Here is a 19,449-nt window from a genome sequence, read left to right on the forward strand (position 1 = left end):
CCCTGTTCCGAACCCAGGATATGCCTGAACTCAGAGCACATTTCGGCTCGGGTAACACCTCAACCAACCGGCAGACACCCTACCCGATGCTGCGGTTGGTCACGCTCATGAATGTCCGCTCGCATGTCATTGCCAACGCGGCCATCAGCCCGTACCGCAAAGGGGAAATCCCCTGGCCAGCGAGTTCATTCACTCATTGCCGGACAAATCAGTGACCCTGCTGGATAAAGGCTTCTTCGGTGCCGACCTGTTGCTGCGTATTCAGGCCGAAGACACCGACCGTCACTGGCTCATCCCGGAACGCAAGGGGCTGGTATACACGGAACTTGAGCGCTATGGCGACGGTGACCGTCTGTTGCAAATGACGGTCTCGCCTCAGGCTAGCAAGAAAAACCCGGCGTTGCCGACACACTGGCAAGTTCGCGCAGTGACCTATGAGGTGGCAGGCAAGGAGAAAACGGTCTTTACCTCCCTGCCCGTGGCGCGATTCAGCGCAGCTCAGGTGGCGACCCTGTACCACGAGCGCTGGGAAATCGAGCTGGGATACCGGGATATCAAAAGCGCGATGCAGCACAACGCCATCACGCTGAGAAGCAAGAAAGTGGACTTGGTCTATCAGGAGCTGTGGGGATTGCTGCTTGGATACAATCTGGTCAGGCGGGAGGCCAGCCAGGCCGCCGTAGCCCATCAGCGAGCGCCCAATGAGGTGAGCTTTAAGTTTGCCTGTCATTTCATCGCGAACCAGATGGCAGTGATGGCGGGCGCGTTATCGCCAGCCCATACGCCACGGAGGTTGGCGGAGTTGCGGGGCTGCATAGGCGTCATGTTCATAGAAAAACGCCCCAGGCCATCGAGACCCAGGGCGGTGAAGATATCAAAGACCCGTTTTCCGGTAAATCGCAATGCGGCTCCGCTTAAGTGAACAGCATTGCCCGCATGGGCGGGGGCAGGGTCTTTTGGCGAGGGCTAGCCTAGCGTGGGGATCAGGCGAAGCAGGTCCAGATGGGGGCGTGATCCGAGGGCTTGTCGATGCCGCGCAGCTCGTAGTCGATGCCGGTCTCGGTCACTTTGTCCTTGAGGGCGTCGGAGGCCATGATGAGGTCGATGCGCAGGCCCCGGTTCTCGTCAAAGCCCCTGGAGCGGTAGTCGAACCAGGAGAAGCGCTCGCACTCGGTGGGGTTGGCGGCGCGGAAGGTGTCGGTCAACCCGAAGCCTTTCAGGCGCTCCATCCATTCACGCTCGATGGGCAGGAAGGAGCACTTGCCATCCCGCAGCCAGCGCTTGCGGTTCGCCTCGCCGATGCCGATGTCGAGATCCGTGGGGGAGATGTTCATATCCCCGATCAGCGCTATCTGGTCGTCCGGGGTGTGGTGGGTCTCGAGGTAGTGCTGCAGGTCTTCATAGAACTTCTGCTTGGCCGGGAACTTGGTCTCGTGATCCTGGCTCTCCCCCTGGGGGAAGTAGCCGTTCATCACCTTGATGACGGAGCCGTCTTCCCGCTTGAAGCTGGCCATGATCATGCGGCGCTGGGCATCTTCCGGATCGGTGGGGAAACCCTTTTGCACCTCGATGGGAGCCTGCTTGCTCATGATGGCGACCCCGTAATGCCCCTTCTGGCCGTGGAAGACCACGTGGTAGCCCATGGCCTCCACATCCGCGACCGGGAAGGCTTCGTCGTGCACCTTGATCTCCTGCAGGCCGATCACGTCCGGCTGGTGCTTGTCGATAAGGGCTTGCAACTGATGAAGACGGGCGCGCAGGCCATTGATATTGAAAGAGATGATCTTCATGTTCGGGGTGCTCATGTCGTTTTTGTTCGTCGCTTATTGGACTAGGAATCCGCGATGGATGCAAGTTCGGGGGCTGTGACTGGCGCAGCGGCTCGGTAATCTGTTCACGATCTGTCGCGAGAGTCTGTCAGCAAGGTGACGCGCAGCAGAGGAGCCTGAGTGCATATGTATACATGGAAGCGCCTGGCGACACATAAGCGAGCAGCACATGAGCCTTGGAAGCGGCTTCCCAGCAAGATCGTGGACAGGTTTCTAGCGGGTCATCTTCTTGACAAACACCACCACGAACAGTGCCAGCGTGAAGCTGCCGGTAAAGGCTTCGAAGGCGGCGAAGATCCGCGACAACCCCACCGGGGTGAAGTCCCCATACCCCAGCGTGGTGAAGGTCACCACGCTGTAGTAGAGGCACTCCATCAGGAAGATGGCGTTCTGCTCCAGAGGAGCGTCCGGGCGATAGATGAGGTGGGTGCCCGCGAAGTTGAGGCCGCAGAAGAAGTAAAAAATGCTGCAGATGACGATGAGCAGCAGGGAGAAGAGCACCACCCGCATGGGGGCCTCGCCGTAACCGCAGAAGAGATCCACTATCCAGGAGGCGAAGCGGCGGTAGGACCAGAACGGCATCTGCAGGCGGCGCATGGTGAGCTCCTGCTGGATGTAGCGACCGGACATGGTGAAGAAGCCCTGGGCCTCCGAGGCCTTGCGCAGATCCCGGTAGGTTTCCTCCGCCTCCTTGAACCAGACGCGGGCCTGCGCCGGGTCCCGCTCGCGGCGCCCCTTTCTGTCCTGCATCAGCCGCTTGCCCGTCTCCAGGTTGTCGAGGCGGGTGTTCTTCCAGCGGATGCCGAGCAGGTTGACGTCGTCGAGGGTAGCGCAGTGGAGGTTCGCTTCGCTCAGATCGGCCTTCATCAGGCTGCCGCCCTTGATGCGAATGCCGTAGAGATGGGCCCCCCGCAGGTTGGCGCGATAGAGGTTGCACTGCTCCAGCAAGAATCCCTCCGGACCCTGCCTGTTCACCAGGTTGAGATCCGCCAGCTCGGCGCGGGCCAGTTGCAGGCCGTGGCACAGGCCCCCCTGGCGCACATAGCGCTCCAGCGCCTGGGCGGTATCAGGGGTGTTGTGGGCCGCAGCGGGGTCGTGCCAGCGGCAGAGATCATGATCCCCTGCCTCTTCGGTGCAGTGGCGGCCATCGGCCACCAGGTATCGGCACATTGCCATGGTGTTGCCCCTCCCTTCCCTGAGTCAGTATCAGCATAGGTGAGGGGAGGAGGGGGGATATCAGCTGTGCTGATGATATTCCTGGCGCAGCTTGCGAAAACGTTCCTGCTGGGCGGGGTTGAGGGGGATGCCCTCCAGCACCTCCAGGGTCTCCTTGCACTCGGTGCCAAACTCCGGGCTCTTGCGGTTCTTCTGCATGAGTTGCAGCAGCACCTGGATCTTGTTGAGGGCGGCGCCGGTATTGGCGGGCGCCCGGCGCAGGGCCTCGCGAAAGTGGCCGAGGGCCTGCTCCAGCTCCCCGGCCTGATAGGCCTTGATGCCCAGATCGTTGAGCTGCTGATAGCGCTGGCGCCGCTCCTGCACCGTCTTGTCATCCCGGGTCACCTGGATGCAGGTGGTGAGCAGCCGATCCTCATCCTCCGCCAGCAGGGATTGCAGGCTCTCGGCGTACTCGAACTCCCCGAGCTGATAGAGGGCGAGTATGGTCTCGCCAAGGAGGGCCGGAGGCATGGTGGCGGGCTCGTCCAGCCAGTTCTGGTTGGCGCGATAGAGCATCTTCTTGCCCTTTAGCAGCTCCCCCAGGGCGATGCGCACCCGGGCCTGGCAGATCTGCTCGAACACCGGGTAGTTGAACTCCGACATCATCAGGGAGTCGCGGATGCGCGACAGGGCGGAGTTCACCTGCTTTTGCAGGTTGGCGATGTGGTAGCCGTCGTTGCTGTTGAGGGCATAGAGGGTAAGGGTCTGGATATAGGCCCCGAGATAATGCGGCGTGCGGTGGATCGAGTTGCGCGACAAATCGATGAGGGCGAGCAGCACGTCCTTGGCCTGGGCGTAGTCGTGCCGTTGCAGGCACACTTCCGCCAGACGGCGGGAGAGCTGCACCGATTGGGGAGAGATGTCCACCGCCCGGCGCAGCTCCTGCTGGGCCTGCTCGTCATTGCCCAGCGCCAGCAGGGACTCCGCGAGCCAGAGGTAAGCCTCCACCATCAGGGGGGTGTGTTTCAGGGTGGCTTGCAGGTGGCTTACCGCCTCCTCGTGCAGACCCAGGGTATGGCACGCCTTGCCCAGGGTGAGGCGAGCCCAGCTGTTCTCCTGCCCCGCCAGCAGCTGGCGCATCAGGCTGCGGGCCTCCTTGGCCTGGCCCAGCTTGAGCTGGGTGTCGGCCTGCAGGCAGCGGCAGAAGTTGGCAAAGCGTGGCACCGCGTCCGCCTGTTTGGCACAGGCCTCCACCAGGGCGGGCAGATCGTCCCGGGTGAGGGCGCTGAAGACGCTCTCCAGTGCCTGGCGACGGGCGAGGGCGCGTTTGAGGCGAAACGAGAACTGCTCCTGGGAGAAGGGCTTCATCAGGTATTCGTCGGGCTCGGCTTCCAGCGCGCTCAGCACCATGGCGCGGGAGCCGTCGCTGCTGACCATGATCACCACGCTTTGGGGCGGAATGAGTTGCTGATCCCGCAGGCTTTCCAGCAACTGGCGGCCGTTCTCGCCCGCCCCCAGCTCATAGTCGAGCAGATAGATGTCGAAGCTCTCTTTCTGGCAGCGGCGGCGCGCCTCGTCGGCGGAGTTGGTGTAGGTGATGCGGTTGATGCCGATGTTGATCAGCATCGCCTTCATCATCATCTGGAAGGAACGCTGTTCGTTGACCAGCAGGATGCGCTTGGGCTTGGGCTGGGGTTTTTTCTCGGGTACGGAGTCCGGTGTCTGCATCTGTCTGGCATCAAGGCGCTACGGGCTGGTGGGAGAAGTGTGCCACCAAAGTCCGCAGGCAGGCAATTGCACATGGGGAGGCCTCCCGGTTTTTCCCGCAGACCTTGGGTGAAAAAAAGGGTGTCTTGCCTTTGATCCCGGTCAAGGGAAGGCGAGTTGGCACTGGCAGGCGCTGTCCCGGTTTTTAGACTTGAAGAGCGTCAGCATGCGGGAGGCAACAGAGGGCAGGGTGCCCGTCTGCTCCCTTGCCCGCTCACAAGGAGGGATCAGATGAGTTTGCTACCGAGTCGCACCAGCCTGTTTGATGACCTGTTCCACGACATGGCCTCCGGCTTCTACATCCGCCCCCTGCACGGGGACCCGTTGCCCAGCCAGATCAAGCTGGATCTGCGGGAGAGCGGGGATGACTACCTGCTGCAGGCGGAATTGCCCGGGGTGGCGAAGGAGGACATCCACGTGGACGTGCACGGCAAGCTGGTGACCCTGAAGGCGGAGATCCGCCAGTTTGACAGCCAGAACAAGGATGAACGGGCCCTGCGCAGCGAGCGCTATTATGGCAGCGTGTCGCGCAGCGTCGAGCTGCCGGTGGAGGTGTCGCCAGAGCAGGTGAGCGCCCGCTTTGACAACGGCATCCTCACCCTGCGCCTGCCCAAGCAGGCGGCCAGCCCCGCGCCCCACCGCATCCCCATCGAATAGGCGGTCAGTGAACGAGGCCCCGCACTGCGGGGCCTCGTCATTCAGGGCTGCTTGCGCACCAGATAGGGGGCAAACTCGGGGGTGTGGCTGGCGGCAAAGCCCGTGGCGGTCTTCTCGATGAGATAGACCGCCAGCTTGTGCTCCCTGGCAAAGGCCATCGCCCGCTCGGGACCCATCACCATGAGGGCGGTGTCGAGGGCATCGGCCTCCAGGGCCGTGGGGGTGATGACGGTGGCGGAGACCAGCTTGTGGGTCACGGGCTCGCCGGTGGCAGGATCGATGATGTGGGAGTAGCGCTTGCCGTCGAGCTCGTAATAGTTGCGATAGCTGCCGGCGGTGCTCACCGCCATGCCGTTCGGGGTCACCACATCCTCGATGGCGCCCGGTCTGTCCGAGGGCTCGACGATGGCCACCTGCCAGGGATTGCCCTTGTCGTTGTGCCCCTTGCTGCGCACCGCCCCCGCCACTTCGATGAGGTAGTTGTGGACCCCTTTTTGCTCCAGCAGCCCGGCTATCTCGTCGGAGGCCGCCCCCTCGCCCAGGGTGGAGAGATCCAGATAGAGATCTGGGATGGCCTTGCCGAGCAGGAAGTGATCCCCCTCGGGGGTCAGGGTGAGTTTGTCGATGCCGACCCGCTCCCGCGCCTTGGCGATCTGCTCTGCGCTGGGCCGCCTGACCGGGCGCTTGTCCGGCCCGAACCCCCACAGATTGACCAGGGGTCCCACGGTGACATCGAGACCCCCCCGGGTGAGGTGCCCGGCGTCAATGCCCTGTTGCACAATCTTCGCCATGGTGGCCGGGATGACCTGGGGGGGCTGCCCCGTTCCCTGATTGAAGCGGGAGATGAGGGAGCCCGGATCATAGGTGGAGATCTCCTTGTTCAGGCGTGCCAGCAGTGCCTCCACCTCCTGATGCAGTGCCCCCTGTCCGCCGGGGAAGGGATCGCTCAGGGTCACCGCATAATAGGTGCCCATGGTATTGCCCTGGATGCGGGTCTGGGTCGGGGCCGGCTGGCAGGCGCCAAGCAGCAGGATCAGGGAGAGCAGCAGGGTGCGCGTCAGCGCAGGCGCAAAGGGGAACTTCATCTCTCATTCTCGCGGGAGTCATCGACGGGGGGGCAGCTTAGCCAACGGCTGCGGTGTTGGCGAGTGGCCGTGGGCGGGAAGGCCGCAAATAATTAAGCCAGACGGGGATGTGATCAACCCGCTTTGGGCCCGGGGTCGGGAGAAAAGAAGTGACCGGGCCCGCAGGCTGGCCCAAAAGCGGTCGTCCTTCGGCGACATTTGAATACAATGAAGATCGATCCTGACAGCATCTTTGCGGGTCGCACCCACGGGGGCGAGATGCCTGTGCTGTCATCCTTCGTCAATCAAAGGAGAAAATGATGAAAAAGATGTTAACCCTGCTGCTTCTTGGCTCCCTCGCCACCCCGGTCCTGGCCGACGAGTGCGCACTGGTGATCGAAGGCAATGACGCCATGCAGTACAACCAGACGGCGATGAGCGTGCCGGCCACCTGCAAGGAGGTGACGGTGACCCTCAATCACACGGGCAAGCTGCCGGTGGCCAACATGGGCCACAACTGGGTGCTGGCCAACACCGCCGACTATCAGGCCATCGCCACCGCCGGCATGAGCGCCGGGGTCGATCACGACTACCTGCCCAAGGATGACCCCAGGATCCTGGCCCACACCAAGCTGGTGGGGGGCGGCGAGAGCACCAGCGTCACCTTCAAGACCGACGGCCTGGCGGGCAAGGATCTCACCTTCTTCTGCTCCTTCCCGGGCCACTTCGCCCTGATGAAGGGCAGTTTCAAGGTGGGGTAGTGCCAAGGGGCGTGTCGCCGCCAGCACAAACAAAAGCCGGGAGGGTCCCGGCTTTTTGTTTTGACCCTTATAGCCAGAGGGTAAACTCCGCCAGGTCATAGCATTTGATATTCTTTTCTGCGCACTTCGTTGCTTCAGACTTCAACCATTCGAATGCTGCTTTTTTGTGCCCTTGGCCTTCAATCAAGATAATGACATTAGGTTCTGGTGCTTTATGGGCACTTTGTAAAAAGAAAGGAAACTTACGGTCAACTGAGCCTGAAACCTGTTGTTGGTGAGGTTCCACTCTAGTCAAGCCATCGAGTGGATGGTTAATGACAAAAGCACTAAAGGCTTTCAATCCATACAGATCTTCGTAGGGGACTCTAGTCTTGAACGTCTTGGGAATAGCAAGGTTATTTCCTTCTGCATATTTAAATTCCTCTAAGATGCCCCTTATTTTTGTCTGCAACTGTTGATTACTTTTTTCTTCTTCAGTACTGAGCTCAGGTGGTGCTTCAAATCCGTCCAATGTGTATTGCATAGGATCTCTCATCACATAAACCAGAGAGACCCATACTACTCCCATGAGGCCAAATATCAATCTTCAGATGATTTTTTGGCCTAGTCATAAATGGGCTGCGGTTATTGTACGTTTGCTTGCAGGGTAAAGAAGGCGAGGGTGGTCTTCTTGCCGCACTCGAAGCGGATGCTCTCCTCCCCCTGCACCACCAGGGTCTCGCCCGGTGCGACCTGTTGCCCCTGCACGGTGAGCTGGCCCTCCAGCAGGTGGCAGAGGTAGCACTTGTCCGCCTCCAGGGTAAGGCTGAGGGGGAAGGGCAGGTTCAGCACCCGCACGTTGGCGCTGATGCGCGCCGGGTGGTAGATGAGCCCGAGATCCGTCACCTCTTTTTTCAGCAGCTCGCAGCGGGTCTCGTCATCCCCGCTGAAGTGGGCCGCCTCGAAGGTGGCGTAGGGGTGGCCGTTGAGCACGAAACCGGCACCGCTGACGGGCAGCAGGATGCGCTGGTAGCCGGGAAAGTGGGAGAAGCTCCCCGCTTCCTTGATGGGGGCCGAGCTCAGCCGGTAGTCAAAGTCGAGCTTGTCCAGGGTCGAACCAGGGGGAGAGATCAGGATCTGGGCCGTGGTGCCCTGCCTGTTCTTCCAGGGCATTTTCAACTGGTCGGACTCTTTAATCAGGGTGATCACGATGGCGCCTCGGCGGGAAGGGGAGAGTGGGGCCAGTGATACCATCTCCGGGAGTGGCTCACAAGGCGCCGCCAGCGCAGGCCGCGCTGGTTGGCCACAAATCAGGCAGCGGCCCCCCTGACGCTGACCCTAATCGGTTGACTCAAGCCCTTTTTCTATCTTGTCCAGCAGTTGCTGCAACTGCGCTATCTCCGCCGGCGCCAGCAGGGAACACAGCCGTTCGTCGAGCCGTGCGGCCTGCTGCTCCCCCTGGCTGACCCGCTCGCAGGCCAGCGGGGTCAAGGCCAGACAGATGCTGCGTCTGTCAGTGGGATGGGGCCGCTTCTCGATGAGCCCCTGTTTCTCCATCTCCTGCAGCAGGCGCGTCACCTGCGCCTTGTCGCGGCCCGACCGCTGTGCGATGAGCTGCGGCGTGGCGGGATCCAGCGCATTGATCAGTTGCAGCACCTTGTAATGGAGGGGGCTAAGGGCGATCTGTTGTGCCCGAAAATGCTGCGTCATGGCGATTTTGTACTGATCGAGGATCCGGAAGAGGCGGTTTGATAACTTCATGGTTGATAAAGTCAACTTGAAAGGGTTTAATTGATTTTATCAACCATATGGGCAAAAGCCCAGCCCGAGAGGAGATGAAAGATGCCACACACCTATCGTGTACAGGTCCAGGCGCTGGACCGCGAGGTGCCCCCGTTGCAGTTCGACTGCCAGAATCACGACGACATCTTTGCCATCCTGGCGCTCAGCAAGGGGAAGCTGGCCATGTCGGAGCAGGAACATCAGGCGTTTATCGTCGGGTTGAAGCTGTTTGGCGAAGTCATGATGCAGCATCGCAAAGAGGAGCTGTTCAAGGGGTTTCTCCCCCATTTCAAGCAATTCATGGGGCAACTGAAACGCACCGCCAGGGGAGAGGAGGCCGTGGTCGCCCCTTCCGAGTGACTCCTGCCCTGACCCCAGGGGTGAGTGCTCCCGCCAGTATGCCTGATGCAAAGGAAGCCCCGAGGTTGTGATCCCGGTGCTGTCAAAGCGGCGGCGGCCCGCTACACTGGCAGCTCGTTTCACGGAGGACCCATGACCCACAAGATCATTCTGGATACCGATCCCGGCATCGACGATGCCATGGCCATTCTGTTTGCCGAGGCGCACCCTGCCATCGAATTGCTCGCCATCACCACGGTGTTTGGCAATGCCACCATCGAAAATGGCACCCGCAACGCCCTCTGGCTCAAGCAAAAATATGGCATGAAGGCGGACGTGGCCCGGGGCGCCGCCGCGCCGCTGCTGCGCGAGCCCGTGGGGCCGACGACAGTGGTGCACGGCCCGAGCGGCTTTGGCGACGTCCAGGCGGGGGAGGTGACCCTCATCCCGGATCCCCGCCCGGCCTGGCAATACATCGTCGAGACGGTGAAGGCCCACCCCGGCGAGATCACGCTAGTGACCATCGGGCCCCTCACCAACCTGGCGCTGGCGCTCGAGGCGGCCCCCGAGGTAGCCACCCTGGTGAAAGAAGTGGTCGTGATGGGCGGCGCCTTTGGCGTCAACGGCCATCGCGGCAACGTGACCCCCTATGCCGAGGCCAATATCCACGACGATCCCGATGCGGCGGACCGGGTCTTCACCGCCCCCTGGCCCCTAGTGATCATCGGGCTCGACGTCACCCAGCAGAGCATCTTCACCGCCGACTATCTGGATGCCCTGCGGGATGATGCGGGGGAGCCGGGCCGCTTCCTGTGGGATGTCAGCCGCTTCTACCTGCGCTTCTATTCCGAGCGCATCGGCATGGCGGGGTGCCATGTGCACGATCCCTCCGCCATCGCCTATGTGATCGATCCTGCGCTGTTCACCCTGCGCAAGGGGCCGGTGCGGGTCATCACCGAGGGGCCCGCCATCGGCCATACCCTGCAAAAGTTTGACGACACCCGCCATCCCCATGACGAGTGGGCCCAATGCCCGGCCCAGCAGGTCGGGGTTGCGGTGCGGGATCAGGCCCTGCTCGCCCTCTATCGGGATACCCTGGTGGCCTGGGGCAAGTGGCGCCGATAAGGCCCGGCAGTGAGTGAAAGCGTGATGGCGGCCGGGTCATGGTGGGGCGCCCCCGGTTATACTGGCGAACATCGGGTTGACGGGAGGAAGACGCAATGGCCTGGTTGTCTCTGTTGGTGGCGATAGCCCTGATCGGGTGGTTGATGACGCTGGGGCGCGGTGCCCTGTTCGAGGTCCGGCTCGCGCCGGGCAAGGTGGTGGTGAAGCGGGGCTCGGTGCCGCCGCGCTTTGTGACCCAGGCGACCCAGATCCTGCACCATGAGCCGGTGCGCGGGCGCATCCTGGGTCTGCGGGACGGCAACGGGGTGAGGCTGGTCTTCTCCCGCTCCATCCCCGAGCCCGTGGCCCAGCGCCTGCGCAACATCTTCCCCTACGGGGATTATCGGGGGCTCTCCCCGAGCCCTGACGGGCGAAAATCACGCTGAGCGGTCGCCGTGGCGACCCTCATTTCCAGACGCCGGGCCCTGTGCCCGGCGTCTGCGTTTTCAGCGTTTCGCCAGGAGGCCCTGTTGCGGTCAGCGCGGCCCTTGCAAGGGCCTGATCGCCTCGACTAGAAAGTCGATGAAGGCACGGGTCTGGGGTTTGAGGAAGCGGCCGCCACGAAACACCGCGTGGATCTCGTCCTGGCGATCCTCGTAGGGGGAGGCGAGCCACTCTGGCAGCAGCGGCAGCAGGGTGCCCTCGTCGATGCTTTGCTGCACCATCCAGCTCGACAGCAGCAGCACGCCGCATCCCGCGAGGGCGGCGCAGAGCAGGGGCGTGCCCCCGACCGAGGCAAGGTTGCCCTGCACCGCCACCTTCTCGCGCTCCGTGCCCTGCTGGAAGTACCAGTGCTGGCGCTGGCGCCCATGGCCGCGAATGAGGCAGTTGTGGTGGGCCAGCTCGGCGGGATGAGCAGGTTCGCCATGGCGGGCCAGATAGGCGGGGGAGGTGACCAGCAGCGAGCGGTTGGTGAGCAGATGGCGAGTGTGCAGGCTGCTGTCGGCGGGCTTGCCGATGCGCACCGCCACGTCCACGTTCTCGGCATCGAGATCCACCATGCGGTTGTCCAGCGCAACCTCCAGGCGCACCCCGGGGTAGCGGGCGAGGAAGTCGGGCAGGCGGGGAGAGAGCCAGGATGCGCCGAAGCTCTCGAACACCGAGACCCGCAGCGGCCCCTCTGGCGCCACCGAGAGGGGTTGCAGGGATTGCACCAGCTGATCCGCCTCCTCCAGCAGGGGCAGGGAGCGGGCGAGAAAATAGGCGCCCTGCTCGGTCAGCACCAGTTGGCGGGTGCTGCGCTTGAAGAGCGGGATCCCGAGCTGCTGCTCCAGGGCGTCGATGGCACGGGTCACGGAGGAGGGGGCCTGCTTGAGGGCGCGGGCGGCACGGGAGAAACTGCCCGATTCCACCACCTGGGCCAGGATGCGGATGCGATCCAGCATGGATTCACCTTTGCGATAAACGCAAAACTGTTGCAGGTTATGACGATATTCTAATCAACAATGAAAAAGTGAACAATCAGCTCACCGCCCCATCCGGGGTCCATCACCGGAGTCTTGCCATGTCACACCGTATCCAGCTCGCCAACCAGGTGCCCGCCGCCGTCTCGGCCATGATGGGCCTTGAGTCCTACCTCGGGGGCACCGACATTCCCCTGTCGCTCAAGGAGCTCATCAAGCTGCGCGCCTCCATGATCAACGGCTGCGCCTACTGCATCGAGATGCACGCCGACGTGGCGATGAAGCACGGGGAGAGCGCCCAGCGTCTGCTGGCGCTGGCCGCCTGGCAGGAGTCGCCGCTGTTCGACGCCCGGGAGCGGGCGGTGCTGGCCCTGACCGACGAGGTGACCCTGATCGCCGACAAGGGGCTCACGACGCAGACCTATGAGGCGGCGCTGGCCCAACTGGGGGAAACCCTGCTGGCCCAGTGCCTGATGCAGGTGGTCACCATCAACGCCTGGAACCGGATCGCCGTGGCGACCCGGATGGAACACGATCACTCCTGACTCCGACTCCGACTCCGAGTGAGGGAGAGAAAACGATTGTCAACGGGCCCGCACAAGGGCCCGTTTTGTTACGAAGTGTGCCTTCTGGCGCCAGGGGTTGCGACCGTTGTCGGGGGACGGGAAGTTAATCATACATTCGTTTGATTAATTATTTTTTTAATCTTCCCAGAAAAATACCCATCCAGATCAAGGTGTGGAGAAATGACCTGTGAGTCGAAAAGGGGCTGTATGGCTCTTTTTTGATCGCAATGGCGGGTTAAAAACAGACCAGATGGATCTTTTTGGTTAATTGGTGGTCACTTTTGGTGGCGCAAGAGATTAACGGAAGATGAATTGCCGCGGTGTAACTTGAATAAATTGGTCATTGTCAAGGGATTAACATCTGATACCGCTTTCCATCACCTTTTGAACATTTTTGGGATTAATTTTTCATGTTGTTCACATGCCGGTCTGATGCAATAAAATACTGCATTTTTTTATACCAATAAGCCTTCAAAAGATGAGGACATTGCATGAGACTCTTTGATGTGAAGAGGGGCTTGGGCGCTTTGCTGCTGCTCGCGACCGCCAGCTTGCTGAGTGGCTGCGACATGGCACTGATGAGCCCCAAGGGGCAGGTCGGTATGGAGCAGAAGTCACTGATACTCACCGCACTCGGCTTGATGCTGATCGTGGTGGTGCCCGTGATTGTCATGGCGGTGGCGTTCGCCTACAAATACCGGGCGTCCAACACCAGTGCCACCTATGCGCCGGACTGGGCCCACTCCAACAAGATTGAGGCAGTCGTCTGGACTGTACCCGTCATCATCATCGTCATCCTGGCGGTGATCACCTGGAAAACTTCCCACTCCCTCGACCCCTACAAGCCGCTGGAATCGGACGTCAAACCGGTTCAGGTGGATGTCATTTCCCTGGACTGGAAGTGGTTGTTCGTCTATCCGGAGCTGGGCATTGCGTCGGTCAACGAGCTGGCCTTCCCGGTCAACACCCCGGTCAACTTCCGGGTGACCTCCGACACCGTGATGAACTCCTTCTTCATCCCGCAACTGGGCGGCCAGATCTACGCCATGGCCGGCATGCAGACCAAGCTGCACCTGATTGCCAACGAGGCGGGCGAGTACAAGGGCATCTCCGGCGGTTACAGCGGTGCCGGTTTCTCCGGCATGAAGTTCAAGGCCATCGCGACCCAGGACCAAGCCGGTTTCGACGCCTGGGTAGCCAAGGTGAAGGCCTCTTCCAAGGCCCTGAGCACCATGGATGAGTTCAATGCCCTGGCCAAGAAGAGCGAAAACCACCCGGTGGAGTACTTCGCCAGCGCCGATCCCAAGCTGTTCGTCAACATCATCAACAAGTTCATGGGCGGCATGTCCCATGGTGGTCACGCCACCCCGGCTGCGGGCTCCGCGGATCACGAGGGCATGAACCACGAGGCCATGAACCATGACGCCGCCCCGAAAGCGGGTGCCATGGACCACGAAGGGATGAACCATGAGGCCTCGCAAGAGGACGCCATGGAGAACCAGGCCATGAACCATGACGCCCATGCCGGACACATGGCCATGTCGGCCGACAAGAGTGTGAAAGCAGGATCCGAGGAATAATCGATGTTTGGAAAATTGACACTCGAGGCTATTCCGTACCATGAACCCATCATCATGGTCACGATAGCCGGTATCATTCTGGGGGGCCTGGCCATCGCCGGTCTCATCACTTACTACGGCAAGTGGCAATATCTGTGGAAAGAGTGGCTGACCTCGGTCGACCACAAACGCCTCGGTATCATGTATCTCATTCTGGGCATGGTCATGCTGCTGCGTGGCTTTGCCGACGCCGTGCTGATGCGTGGCCAGCAGGTCATCGCCTCCGGGGGTGGCGAAGGCTACCTGAACGCCCATCACTACGACCAGATTTTCACCGCCCACGGCGTCATCATGATCTTCTTCGTGGCCATGCCGCTGGTGATCGGTCTGATGAACATCGTGGTGCCGCTGCAAATCGGTGCCCGTGACGTGGCCTTCCCCTTCCTGAACAACCTGAGCTTCTGGTTCACCGCCGCGGCCGTGGTGCTGATCAACGTCTCCCTCGGGGTCGGTGAATTCGCCCAGACCGGCTGGCTGGCCTATCCGCCCTTGTCGGGGCTGGAGTTCAGTCCCGGGGTCGGGGTCGATTACTGGATATGGAGTCTGCAGATTTCGGGTCTGGGGACCCTGCTGACCGGCGTGAACTTCTTCGCCACCATCATCCGCATGCGTGCCCCTGGCATGACCATGATGCGCCTGCCGGTCTTCACCTGGACCGCCCTGTGTGCCAACATCCTGATCATCGCCTCCTTCCCGATCCTGACCGTCACCATCGCCCTGCTCACCGCAGACCGCTACCTGGGTACCCATTTCTTTACCAATGACATGGGTGGCAACATGATGATGTACATCAACCTGATCTGGGCCTGGGGTCACCCCGAGGTGTACATCCTGGTGCTGCCGGTGTTCGGGATCTTCTCCGAAGTGGTGGCGACCTTCTGCAAGAAGAAGCTGTTCGGTTACACCTCCCTGGTGTGGGCAACCGTGGCGATCACCGTGCTGTCGTTCATCGTCTGGCTGCACCACTTCTTCACCATGGGGTCCGGCGCCAACGTGAATGCCTTCTTCGGCATCACCACCATGATCATCTCCATCCCGACCGGGGTGAAGATCTTCAACTGGCTGTTCACCATGTACCGCGGTCGCATCGAGTTCACCTCGCCCATGCTGTGGACCGTCGGTTTCATCATCACCTTCACCGTGGGTGGCATGACCGGGGTACTGCTCTCCGTGCCGGCCGCCAACTTCGTGCTGCACAACAGCCTGTTCCTCATCGCCCACTTCCACAACGTCATCATCGGCGGCGTGGTGTTCGGCTGCTTCGCCGGTATCACCTACTGGTTCCCGAAAGCGTTCGGCTTCAAGCTGGATGACGTCTGGGGCAAGCGTGCCTTCTGGTGCTGGATCACCGGCTTCTTCGTGGCCTTCATGCCGCTCTACGTGCTGGGCTTCATGGGCATGACCCGTCGTGTCAGCCAGAACATCGATCCCGAGTTCCACGGCTGGCTGGTGGTCGCCGCCTGCGGCGCCGGTCTGATTGCCCTGGGCGTGCTGTGCCAGGTCATCCAGATCGTGGTCAGCATCCGCGACCGCGAGAAGAACCGCGACCTGACCGGCGATCCCTGGGGTGGCCGTACCCTGGAGTGGGCGACGTCCTCTCCGCCGCCGTTCTACAACTTCGCCATCGAGCCGAAGGTCACCGGTCTGGACGCCTTCTGGGAAGCCAAGGCTGACGGCAGCGCTTACAAGAAGCCTGCCCAGTATGCCCCCATCCACATGCCGAAGAACTCCGGTGCCGGTGTCATCATCGCCGCCTTCAGCGTGGTGTTCGGCTTTGCCATGATCTGGCACATCTGGTGGATGGCTATCGCCGGCTTCATCGGCATGATCGCCACTTGGATCATCCACAGCTTCAACGACGATGTGGACTACTACGTACAGGTTGACGAGATCGAGCGCATCGAAGGTCAGCATTTCGACAACATCAACAAGGTGGCTTAATTCCATGGCGACTGACGTACTACATCACTCTCACGGTGCCCATGAGGATGGGCACCACGATGCCGGTGCCACCAAGGTATTCGGTTTCTGGATCTACCTGATGAGTGACTGCATCCTGTTCGCGACCCTGTTCGCGACCTATGCGGTCCTGGTCAACGGCACTGCCGGCGGCCCCACCGGCAAGGACATCTTCGAACTGCCGTTCGTGTTCGCCGAAACCATGCTGCTGCTGCTGAGCTCCATCACCTTCGGGTTCGGCATGCTGGCCATGAACAAGAACAAGGTCGCGGCAGTCAACACCTGGCTGTTCGTCACCTTCCTGCTGGGTGCCGGCTTCATCGCGATGGAAATCTACGAGTTCCATCACCTGATCGTGCACGAGGCGGGCCCGGATCGCAGCGGCTTCCTCTCTGCCTTCTTCACCCTGGTGGGGACCCACGGTATCCACGTGACCAGCGGCCTGGTCTGGATCATCGTGATGATGGTGTCGATCACCAAGAAGGGGCTGACCGAGCGCAACCGCACTCGCCTGATGTGCCTGAGCCTGTTCTGGCACTTCCTCGACGTGGTATGGATCTGCGTCTTCACCGTGGTCTATCTGATGGGGGTCATGTAAATGAGTCATTCCGTTGACAATCACGGCGCCAGCCACGGCAGCGTCAAGTCCTACATGATCGGCTTCGTGCTGTCACTCATCCTGACCGCCGTGCCGTTCTGGATGGTGATGGACGGCTCCGCCTCCCACGCCGTGGTGCTCGGCACCGTGGTGGCCATGGCGGTGGTGCAGATCTTCGTACACCTGGTCTACTTCCTGCACATGAACACCTCCTCCGAGGAGCGCTGGAACCTGGTGGCACTGGTCTTTACCGTGCTCATCATCGCCATCGTGGTCGTGGGTTCCCTGTGGATCATGTACAACCTCAACATCAACATGATGGTTCACTGAGCGGGTTGATGATGATGAAGCAATACCTGCAAGTGACCAAGCCGGGCATCATCTTCGGCAACCTCATCTCGGTTATCGGGGGATTCCTGCTGGCCTCGAAGGGGAGCCTGGATGTGCCCCTGTTCATCCTGACCATGGTGGGGGTGTCACTGGTGGTTGCCTCCGGTTGCGTGTTCAACAACTACATCGACCGGGACATCGACTGCATCATGGAGCGCACCAAGAACCGCGCCCTGGTGCGGGGGCTCATCGCCCCCGGTGTCTCCCTCTGGTATGCGACGGCGCTGGGCGTTGCGGGCATTGCACTGCTCTACTTTGCGGCCAATCCGTTGGCCGCCTTGCTGGCGGTGCTGGGCTTCCTGGTTTATGTGGGGATCTACAGCCTCTACATGAAGCGCCACTCGGTCTATGGCACCCTGGTCGGCAGCCTCTCCGGCGCCGCGCCGCCGGTCATCGGCTACTGCGCGGTGAGCGGGCAGTTCGACTCGGGGGCCCTGATCCTGCTGGCGATCTTCAGCCTGTGGCAGATGCCGCACTCCTATGCGATCGCCATCTTCCGCTTCAAGGACTACCAGGCCGCCAACATCCCGGTGTTGCCGGTGGTGAAGGGGATCCCGGTGGCCAAGCTCCACATCACCCTCTACATCCTGGCGTTCATGGTGCCGACCCTGATGCTGTTCCTCGGCGGCTACGCCGGGTACAAGTATCTGGTGGTGGCCACCGCGGTGAGCGTCTGGTGGCTGGGGATGGCGCTGTCGGGCTACAAGGCGGCGGTGGACGACTCCCTCTGGGCGCGCAAGCTGTTCATGTTCTCCATCGTCACCATTACTTGCCTGAGCGTGATGATGTCGGTGGACTTCCAGCCGGACGCAGCGCCTGTATTGGTGAGCATGCTGCCCTGATAGTGTGAACTGCACCCCTGAAATGCATGAAATCCAGAGCCGGGAATCTTCCCGGCTCTGCTATTATGGGCGCCGCCCTGCGAGGGGCATCGCCGATTTTCGGGGGCGGCCGGGCGCCTGTCACCCCTTTCTTTTCCTCTTCTTTTTGACTCATCGAGGCCCTCATGAATGATTTCACCATGACGAGGGGCGAGCGACGCGCGACCTGGGCGCTCGGCTCCGTCTTCTCGCTGCGCATGCTCGGCATGTTTATGGTGCTGCCGGTGCTGACCACCTACGGCATGTCCCTGGCGGACGCCTCCGAGGCGCTCATCGGGCTTGCCATCGGCATCTACGGCATGACCCAGGCCCTGTTCCAGATCCCCTTCGGCCTGCTCTCCGACAAGGTGGGGCGCAAGCCCCTCATCGTCGGCGGCTTGCTGATGTTTGCCCTTGGCAGCGTCATCGCCGCCCTGAGCGAGGCCATCTGGGGGGTCATCGTCGGGCGCGCCCTGCAAGGGAGCGGCGCCATCTCCGCCGCCGTCATGGCGCTCCTGTCGGATCTCACCCGGGAGCAGAATCGCACCAAGGCCATGGCCTTCATCGGGGTGAGCTTTGGCATCACCTTCGCCATCGCCATGGTGACCGGCCCCCTCATCACCCATGCCCTGGGCTTGTCCGGCCTCTTTTGGCTCATCGCCCTGCTGGCCCTGGCCGCCATCGCCATGGTGCTCTGGGTGGTGCCGACCCCGGCGGCCCACCTGCAAAATCGCGAGTCCGCCATGGTGCGAGGCAGCTTTCGTACCGTGCTCACCAACCCTCGCCTGCTCAAGCTCAACCTCGGCATCCTCTGCGTCCACACCCTGCTGATGTCGAGCTTCGTGGCCCTGCCGCCCCTGCTGGAGCGTGCGGGCCTGCCCCGTGACAGCCAGTGGCAGGCCTATCTGGTCACCATGCTGATCGCCTTCGTGAGCGTGGTGCCCTTCATCATCTATGCCGAGAAGCACCGCCAGATGAAGCGGGTCTTCATCGGGTGCGTGGTGGTGATGCTGGCCGCCGAGCTGGTGTTCTGGCAGAGCGGCCAACAGCTGTGGGGTCTGCTCGCCGGGTTGCAGCTCTTCTTCATCGGCTTCAACGTGATGGAGGCGCTGCTGCCGTCTCTCATCAGCAAGGAGTCCCCGCCGGGCTACAAGGGCACCGCCATGGGGGTCTACTCCACCAGTCAGTTCCTCGGGGTCGCCATCGGCGGCAGTCTCGGCGGCCTGCTCTACAGCCTGGGGGGCGGCCCCCTGGTGTTTGGCGGTTGCGCCGCCCTGGCCCTCGCCTGGCTCGGGGTGAGCCTCACCATGGCCGAGCCCCCCTATGTGAGCAGCCTGCGCATCGTGCTGCCGGAAGGGGTCGAGGCCACCCCGGCCCTGGAGCAGCGGATCCGCGCCTGCGAGGGGGTGAGCGACGTGCTGCTGGTGCGCGAGGAGCACTCCCTCTACGTGAAGGTGGACAGCAAGCGCCTGACCCGCAGCGATCTGGAGCGGCTGGTCTCTTTGTGATGGCTGGCGGCGCAGAGCGCGGGCTGAAGGGCGGCTGCTATGCTGAGAT

Annotated in this window: 20 protein-coding genes and 1 pseudogene; 13 read left to right on the forward strand and 8 right to left on the reverse strand. The window is 61.7% G+C overall.

Annotated features, from left to right (window positions below; all coding sequences use genetic code 11):
• Nucleotides 1-922, forward strand: a pseudogene (locus J9893_RS21205) (IS4-like element ISAeme15 family transposase); the annotation flags it as partial.
• A gap of 61 nt (nucleotides 923-983) precedes the next feature.
• Here J9893_RS21205 and xthA read toward each other — a convergent pair.
• From xthA to J9893_RS21220, 3 genes are all read right to left on the reverse strand, one after another.
• Nucleotides 984-1,790, reverse strand: coding sequence for an exodeoxyribonuclease III (xthA, locus tag J9893_RS21210; protein ID WP_010673667.1), 807 nt, complete (start codon nucleotides 1,788-1,790; stop codon nucleotides 984-986).
• A 252-nt stretch (nucleotides 1,791-2,042) separates the two neighbouring features.
• Nucleotides 2,043-3,005 (reverse strand): ion channel, encoded by a 963-nt coding sequence (locus J9893_RS21215; protein WP_210600774.1) that lies wholly within the window; start codon nucleotides 3,003-3,005, stop codon nucleotides 2,043-2,045.
• A 60-nt stretch (nucleotides 3,006-3,065) separates the two neighbouring features.
• The gene (locus J9893_RS21220) at nucleotides 3,066-4,712 is read right to left on the reverse strand and encodes a response regulator (RefSeq protein WP_180911109.1); all 1,647 of its coding nucleotides are present in this window, start codon (nucleotides 4,710-4,712) and stop codon (nucleotides 3,066-3,068) included.
• Nucleotides 4,713-4,982: 270 nt separating this feature from the next.
• Here J9893_RS21220 and J9893_RS21225 point away from each other — a divergent pair, with 270 nt between their 5' ends.
• The gene (locus J9893_RS21225) at nucleotides 4,983-5,408 is read left to right on the forward strand and encodes an Hsp20/alpha crystallin family protein (RefSeq protein ID WP_039039212.1); all 426 of its coding nucleotides are present in this window, start codon (nucleotides 4,983-4,985) and stop codon (nucleotides 5,406-5,408) included.
• A gap of 41 nt (nucleotides 5,409-5,449) precedes the next feature.
• Here J9893_RS21225 and J9893_RS21230 read toward each other — a convergent pair whose 3' ends face one another.
• Complete coding sequence (locus J9893_RS21230) at nucleotides 5,450-6,493, reverse strand: FAD:protein FMN transferase (RefSeq protein WP_210600775.1); 1,044 nt, start codon at nucleotides 6,491-6,493, stop codon at nucleotides 5,450-5,452.
• Nucleotides 6,494-6,792: 299 nt separating this feature from the next.
• On the opposite strand from J9893_RS21230, the gene azu reads away from it, so the two are divergent.
• On the forward strand, nucleotides 6,793-7,233 hold the full coding sequence (gene azu / locus J9893_RS21235) for an azurin (RefSeq protein WP_210600776.1): 441 nt from the start codon (nucleotides 6,793-6,795) through the stop codon (nucleotides 7,231-7,233).
• A 67-nt stretch (nucleotides 7,234-7,300) separates the two neighbouring features.
• Here the strand turns inward: azu and J9893_RS21240 are convergent, their stop codons facing one another.
• The 3 genes from J9893_RS21240 to J9893_RS21250 all read right to left on the reverse strand — a co-directional run bounded on the left by J9893_RS21240 (nucleotide 7,301) and on the right by J9893_RS21250 (nucleotide 8,973).
• Entirely contained in the window at nucleotides 7,301-7,756 is a 456-nt protein-coding gene (locus tag J9893_RS21240) for a PD-(D/E)XK nuclease superfamily protein (RefSeq protein WP_052130404.1), read from the reverse strand.
• Between the two features lie 101 nt (nucleotides 7,757-7,857).
• Entirely contained in the window at nucleotides 7,858-8,421 is a 564-nt protein-coding gene (locus J9893_RS21245; RefSeq protein WP_210600777.1) for a HutD family protein, read from the reverse strand.
• 129 nt (nucleotides 8,422-8,550) lie between these two features.
• Nucleotides 8,551-8,973, reverse strand: a complete 423-nt coding sequence (locus J9893_RS21250; RefSeq protein ID WP_210600778.1) for a MarR family transcriptional regulator — start codon at nucleotides 8,971-8,973, stop codon at nucleotides 8,551-8,553.
• Between the two features lie 81 nt (nucleotides 8,974-9,054).
• Between J9893_RS21250 and J9893_RS21255 the strand changes: the two genes are divergently transcribed.
• The 3 genes from J9893_RS21255 (at nucleotide 9,055) to J9893_RS21265 (ending at nucleotide 10,883) form a co-directional block, all read left to right on the forward strand.
• Nucleotides 9,055-9,354: a DUF3861 domain-containing protein gene (locus J9893_RS21255; RefSeq protein ID WP_042014216.1), complete on the forward strand. Its 300-nt coding sequence runs from the start codon at nucleotides 9,055-9,057 to the stop codon at nucleotides 9,352-9,354.
• 132 nt (nucleotides 9,355-9,486) lie between these two features.
• Nucleotides 9,487-10,458 (forward strand): nucleoside hydrolase, encoded by a 972-nt coding sequence (locus J9893_RS21260; protein ID WP_210600779.1) that lies wholly within the window; start codon nucleotides 9,487-9,489, stop codon nucleotides 10,456-10,458.
• Nucleotides 10,459-10,553: 95 nt separating this feature from the next.
• Complete coding sequence (locus J9893_RS21265) at nucleotides 10,554-10,883, forward strand: DUF3634 family protein (RefSeq protein WP_039039207.1); 330 nt, start codon at nucleotides 10,554-10,556, stop codon at nucleotides 10,881-10,883.
• Between the two features lie 90 nt (nucleotides 10,884-10,973).
• Here J9893_RS21265 and J9893_RS21270 read toward each other — a convergent pair whose 3' ends face one another.
• Entirely contained in the window at nucleotides 10,974-11,882 is a 909-nt protein-coding gene (locus J9893_RS21270) for a LysR family transcriptional regulator (RefSeq protein WP_210600780.1), read from the reverse strand.
• A 119-nt stretch (nucleotides 11,883-12,001) separates the two neighbouring features.
• Between J9893_RS21270 and J9893_RS21275 the strand changes: the two genes are divergently transcribed.
• From J9893_RS21275 to J9893_RS21305, 7 genes are all read left to right on the forward strand, one after another.
• A complete protein-coding gene (locus J9893_RS21275; protein WP_041214824.1) occupies nucleotides 12,002-12,445 on the forward strand; it encodes a carboxymuconolactone decarboxylase family protein in 444 nt (147 codons plus the stop codon).
• Between the two features lie 512 nt (nucleotides 12,446-12,957).
• Entirely contained in the window at nucleotides 12,958-14,046 is a 1,089-nt protein-coding gene (cyoA, locus tag J9893_RS21280; protein ID WP_080767819.1) for a cytochrome o ubiquinol oxidase subunit II, read from the forward strand.
• Between the two features lie 3 nt (nucleotides 14,047-14,049).
• The gene (gene cyoB, locus J9893_RS21285) at nucleotides 14,050-16,026 is read left to right on the forward strand and encodes a cytochrome o ubiquinol oxidase subunit I (protein ID WP_041211612.1); all 1,977 of its coding nucleotides are present in this window, start codon (nucleotides 14,050-14,052) and stop codon (nucleotides 16,024-16,026) included.
• Nucleotides 15,947-16,642 (forward strand): cytochrome o ubiquinol oxidase subunit III, encoded by a 696-nt coding sequence (locus J9893_RS21290; RefSeq protein ID WP_080560441.1) that lies wholly within the window; start codon nucleotides 15,947-15,949, stop codon nucleotides 16,640-16,642. Before cyoB ends, J9893_RS21290 begins: the two co-directional genes overlap by 80 nt.
• Entirely contained in the window at nucleotides 16,643-16,972 is a 330-nt protein-coding gene (locus tag J9893_RS21295; RefSeq protein ID WP_010673684.1) for a cytochrome o ubiquinol oxidase subunit IV, read from the forward strand.
• A gap of 8 nt (nucleotides 16,973-16,980) precedes the next feature.
• Nucleotides 16,981-17,874, forward strand: coding sequence for a heme o synthase (gene cyoE, locus J9893_RS21300; RefSeq protein ID WP_119197460.1), 894 nt, complete (start codon nucleotides 16,981-16,983; stop codon nucleotides 17,872-17,874).
• Nucleotides 17,875-18,038: 164 nt separating this feature from the next.
• On the forward strand, nucleotides 18,039-19,400 hold the full coding sequence (locus J9893_RS21305; protein ID WP_210600781.1) for an MFS transporter: 1,362 nt from the start codon (nucleotides 18,039-18,041) through the stop codon (nucleotides 19,398-19,400).
• The last annotated feature ends 49 nt before the right edge of the window (nucleotides 19,401-19,449 follow it).

The organism is Aeromonas sp. MaB10011B, assembly GCF_017939325.1.
GTDB classification, from domain to species: domain Bacteria; phylum Pseudomonadota; class Gammaproteobacteria; order Enterobacterales; family Aeromonadaceae; genus Aeromonas; species Aeromonas caviae.

What these genes read in the sequence shown, in the direction of transcription:
- xthA (WP_010673667.1), bottom strand. Translation starts at nt 1,790, where the DNA reads ATGAAGATCATCTCTTTCAATATCAATGGCCTGCGCGCCCGTCTTCAT.
- J9893_RS21215 (WP_210600774.1), bottom strand. Translation starts at nt 3,005, where the DNA reads ATGGCAATGTGCCGATACCTGGTGGCCGATGGCCGCCACTGCACCGAA.
- J9893_RS21220 (WP_180911109.1), bottom strand. Translation starts at nt 4,712, where the DNA reads ATGCAGACACCGGACTCCGTACCCGAGAAAAAACCCCAGCCCAAGCCC.
- J9893_RS21225 (WP_039039212.1), top strand. Translation starts at nt 4,983, where the DNA reads ATGAGTTTGCTACCGAGTCGCACCAGCCTGTTTGATGACCTGTTCCAC.
- J9893_RS21230 (WP_210600775.1), bottom strand. Translation starts at nt 6,493, where the DNA reads ATGAAGTTCCCCTTTGCGCCTGCGCTGACGCGCACCCTGCTGCTCTCC.
- azu (WP_210600776.1), top strand. Translation starts at nt 6,793, where the DNA reads ATGAAAAAGATGTTAACCCTGCTGCTTCTTGGCTCCCTCGCCACCCCG.
- J9893_RS21240 (WP_052130404.1), bottom strand. Translation starts at nt 7,756, where the DNA reads ATGCAATACACATTGGACGGATTTGAAGCACCACCTGAGCTCAGTACT.
- J9893_RS21250 (WP_210600778.1), bottom strand. Translation starts at nt 8,973, where the DNA reads ATGAAGTTATCAAACCGCCTCTTCCGGATCCTCGATCAGTACAAAATC.
- J9893_RS21255 (WP_042014216.1), top strand. Translation starts at nt 9,055, where the DNA reads ATGCCACACACCTATCGTGTACAGGTCCAGGCGCTGGACCGCGAGGTG.
- J9893_RS21260 (WP_210600779.1), top strand. Translation starts at nt 9,487, where the DNA reads ATGACCCACAAGATCATTCTGGATACCGATCCCGGCATCGACGATGCC.
- J9893_RS21265 (WP_039039207.1), top strand. Translation starts at nt 10,554, where the DNA reads ATGGCCTGGTTGTCTCTGTTGGTGGCGATAGCCCTGATCGGGTGGTTG.
- J9893_RS21270 (WP_210600780.1), bottom strand. Translation starts at nt 11,882, where the DNA reads ATGCTGGATCGCATCCGCATCCTGGCCCAGGTGGTGGAATCGGGCAGT.
- J9893_RS21275 (WP_041214824.1), top strand. Translation starts at nt 12,002, where the DNA reads ATGTCACACCGTATCCAGCTCGCCAACCAGGTGCCCGCCGCCGTCTCG.
- cyoA (WP_080767819.1), top strand. Translation starts at nt 12,958, where the DNA reads ATGAGACTCTTTGATGTGAAGAGGGGCTTGGGCGCTTTGCTGCTGCTC.
- cyoB (WP_041211612.1), top strand. Translation starts at nt 14,050, where the DNA reads ATGTTTGGAAAATTGACACTCGAGGCTATTCCGTACCATGAACCCATC.
- J9893_RS21290 (WP_080560441.1), top strand. Translation starts at nt 15,947, where the DNA reads ATGTGGACTACTACGTACAGGTTGACGAGATCGAGCGCATCGAAGGTC.
- J9893_RS21295 (WP_010673684.1), top strand. Translation starts at nt 16,643, where the DNA reads ATGAGTCATTCCGTTGACAATCACGGCGCCAGCCACGGCAGCGTCAAG.
- cyoE (WP_119197460.1), top strand. Translation starts at nt 16,981, where the DNA reads ATGATGATGAAGCAATACCTGCAAGTGACCAAGCCGGGCATCATCTTC.
- J9893_RS21305 (WP_210600781.1), top strand. Translation starts at nt 18,039, where the DNA reads ATGAATGATTTCACCATGACGAGGGGCGAGCGACGCGCGACCTGGGCG.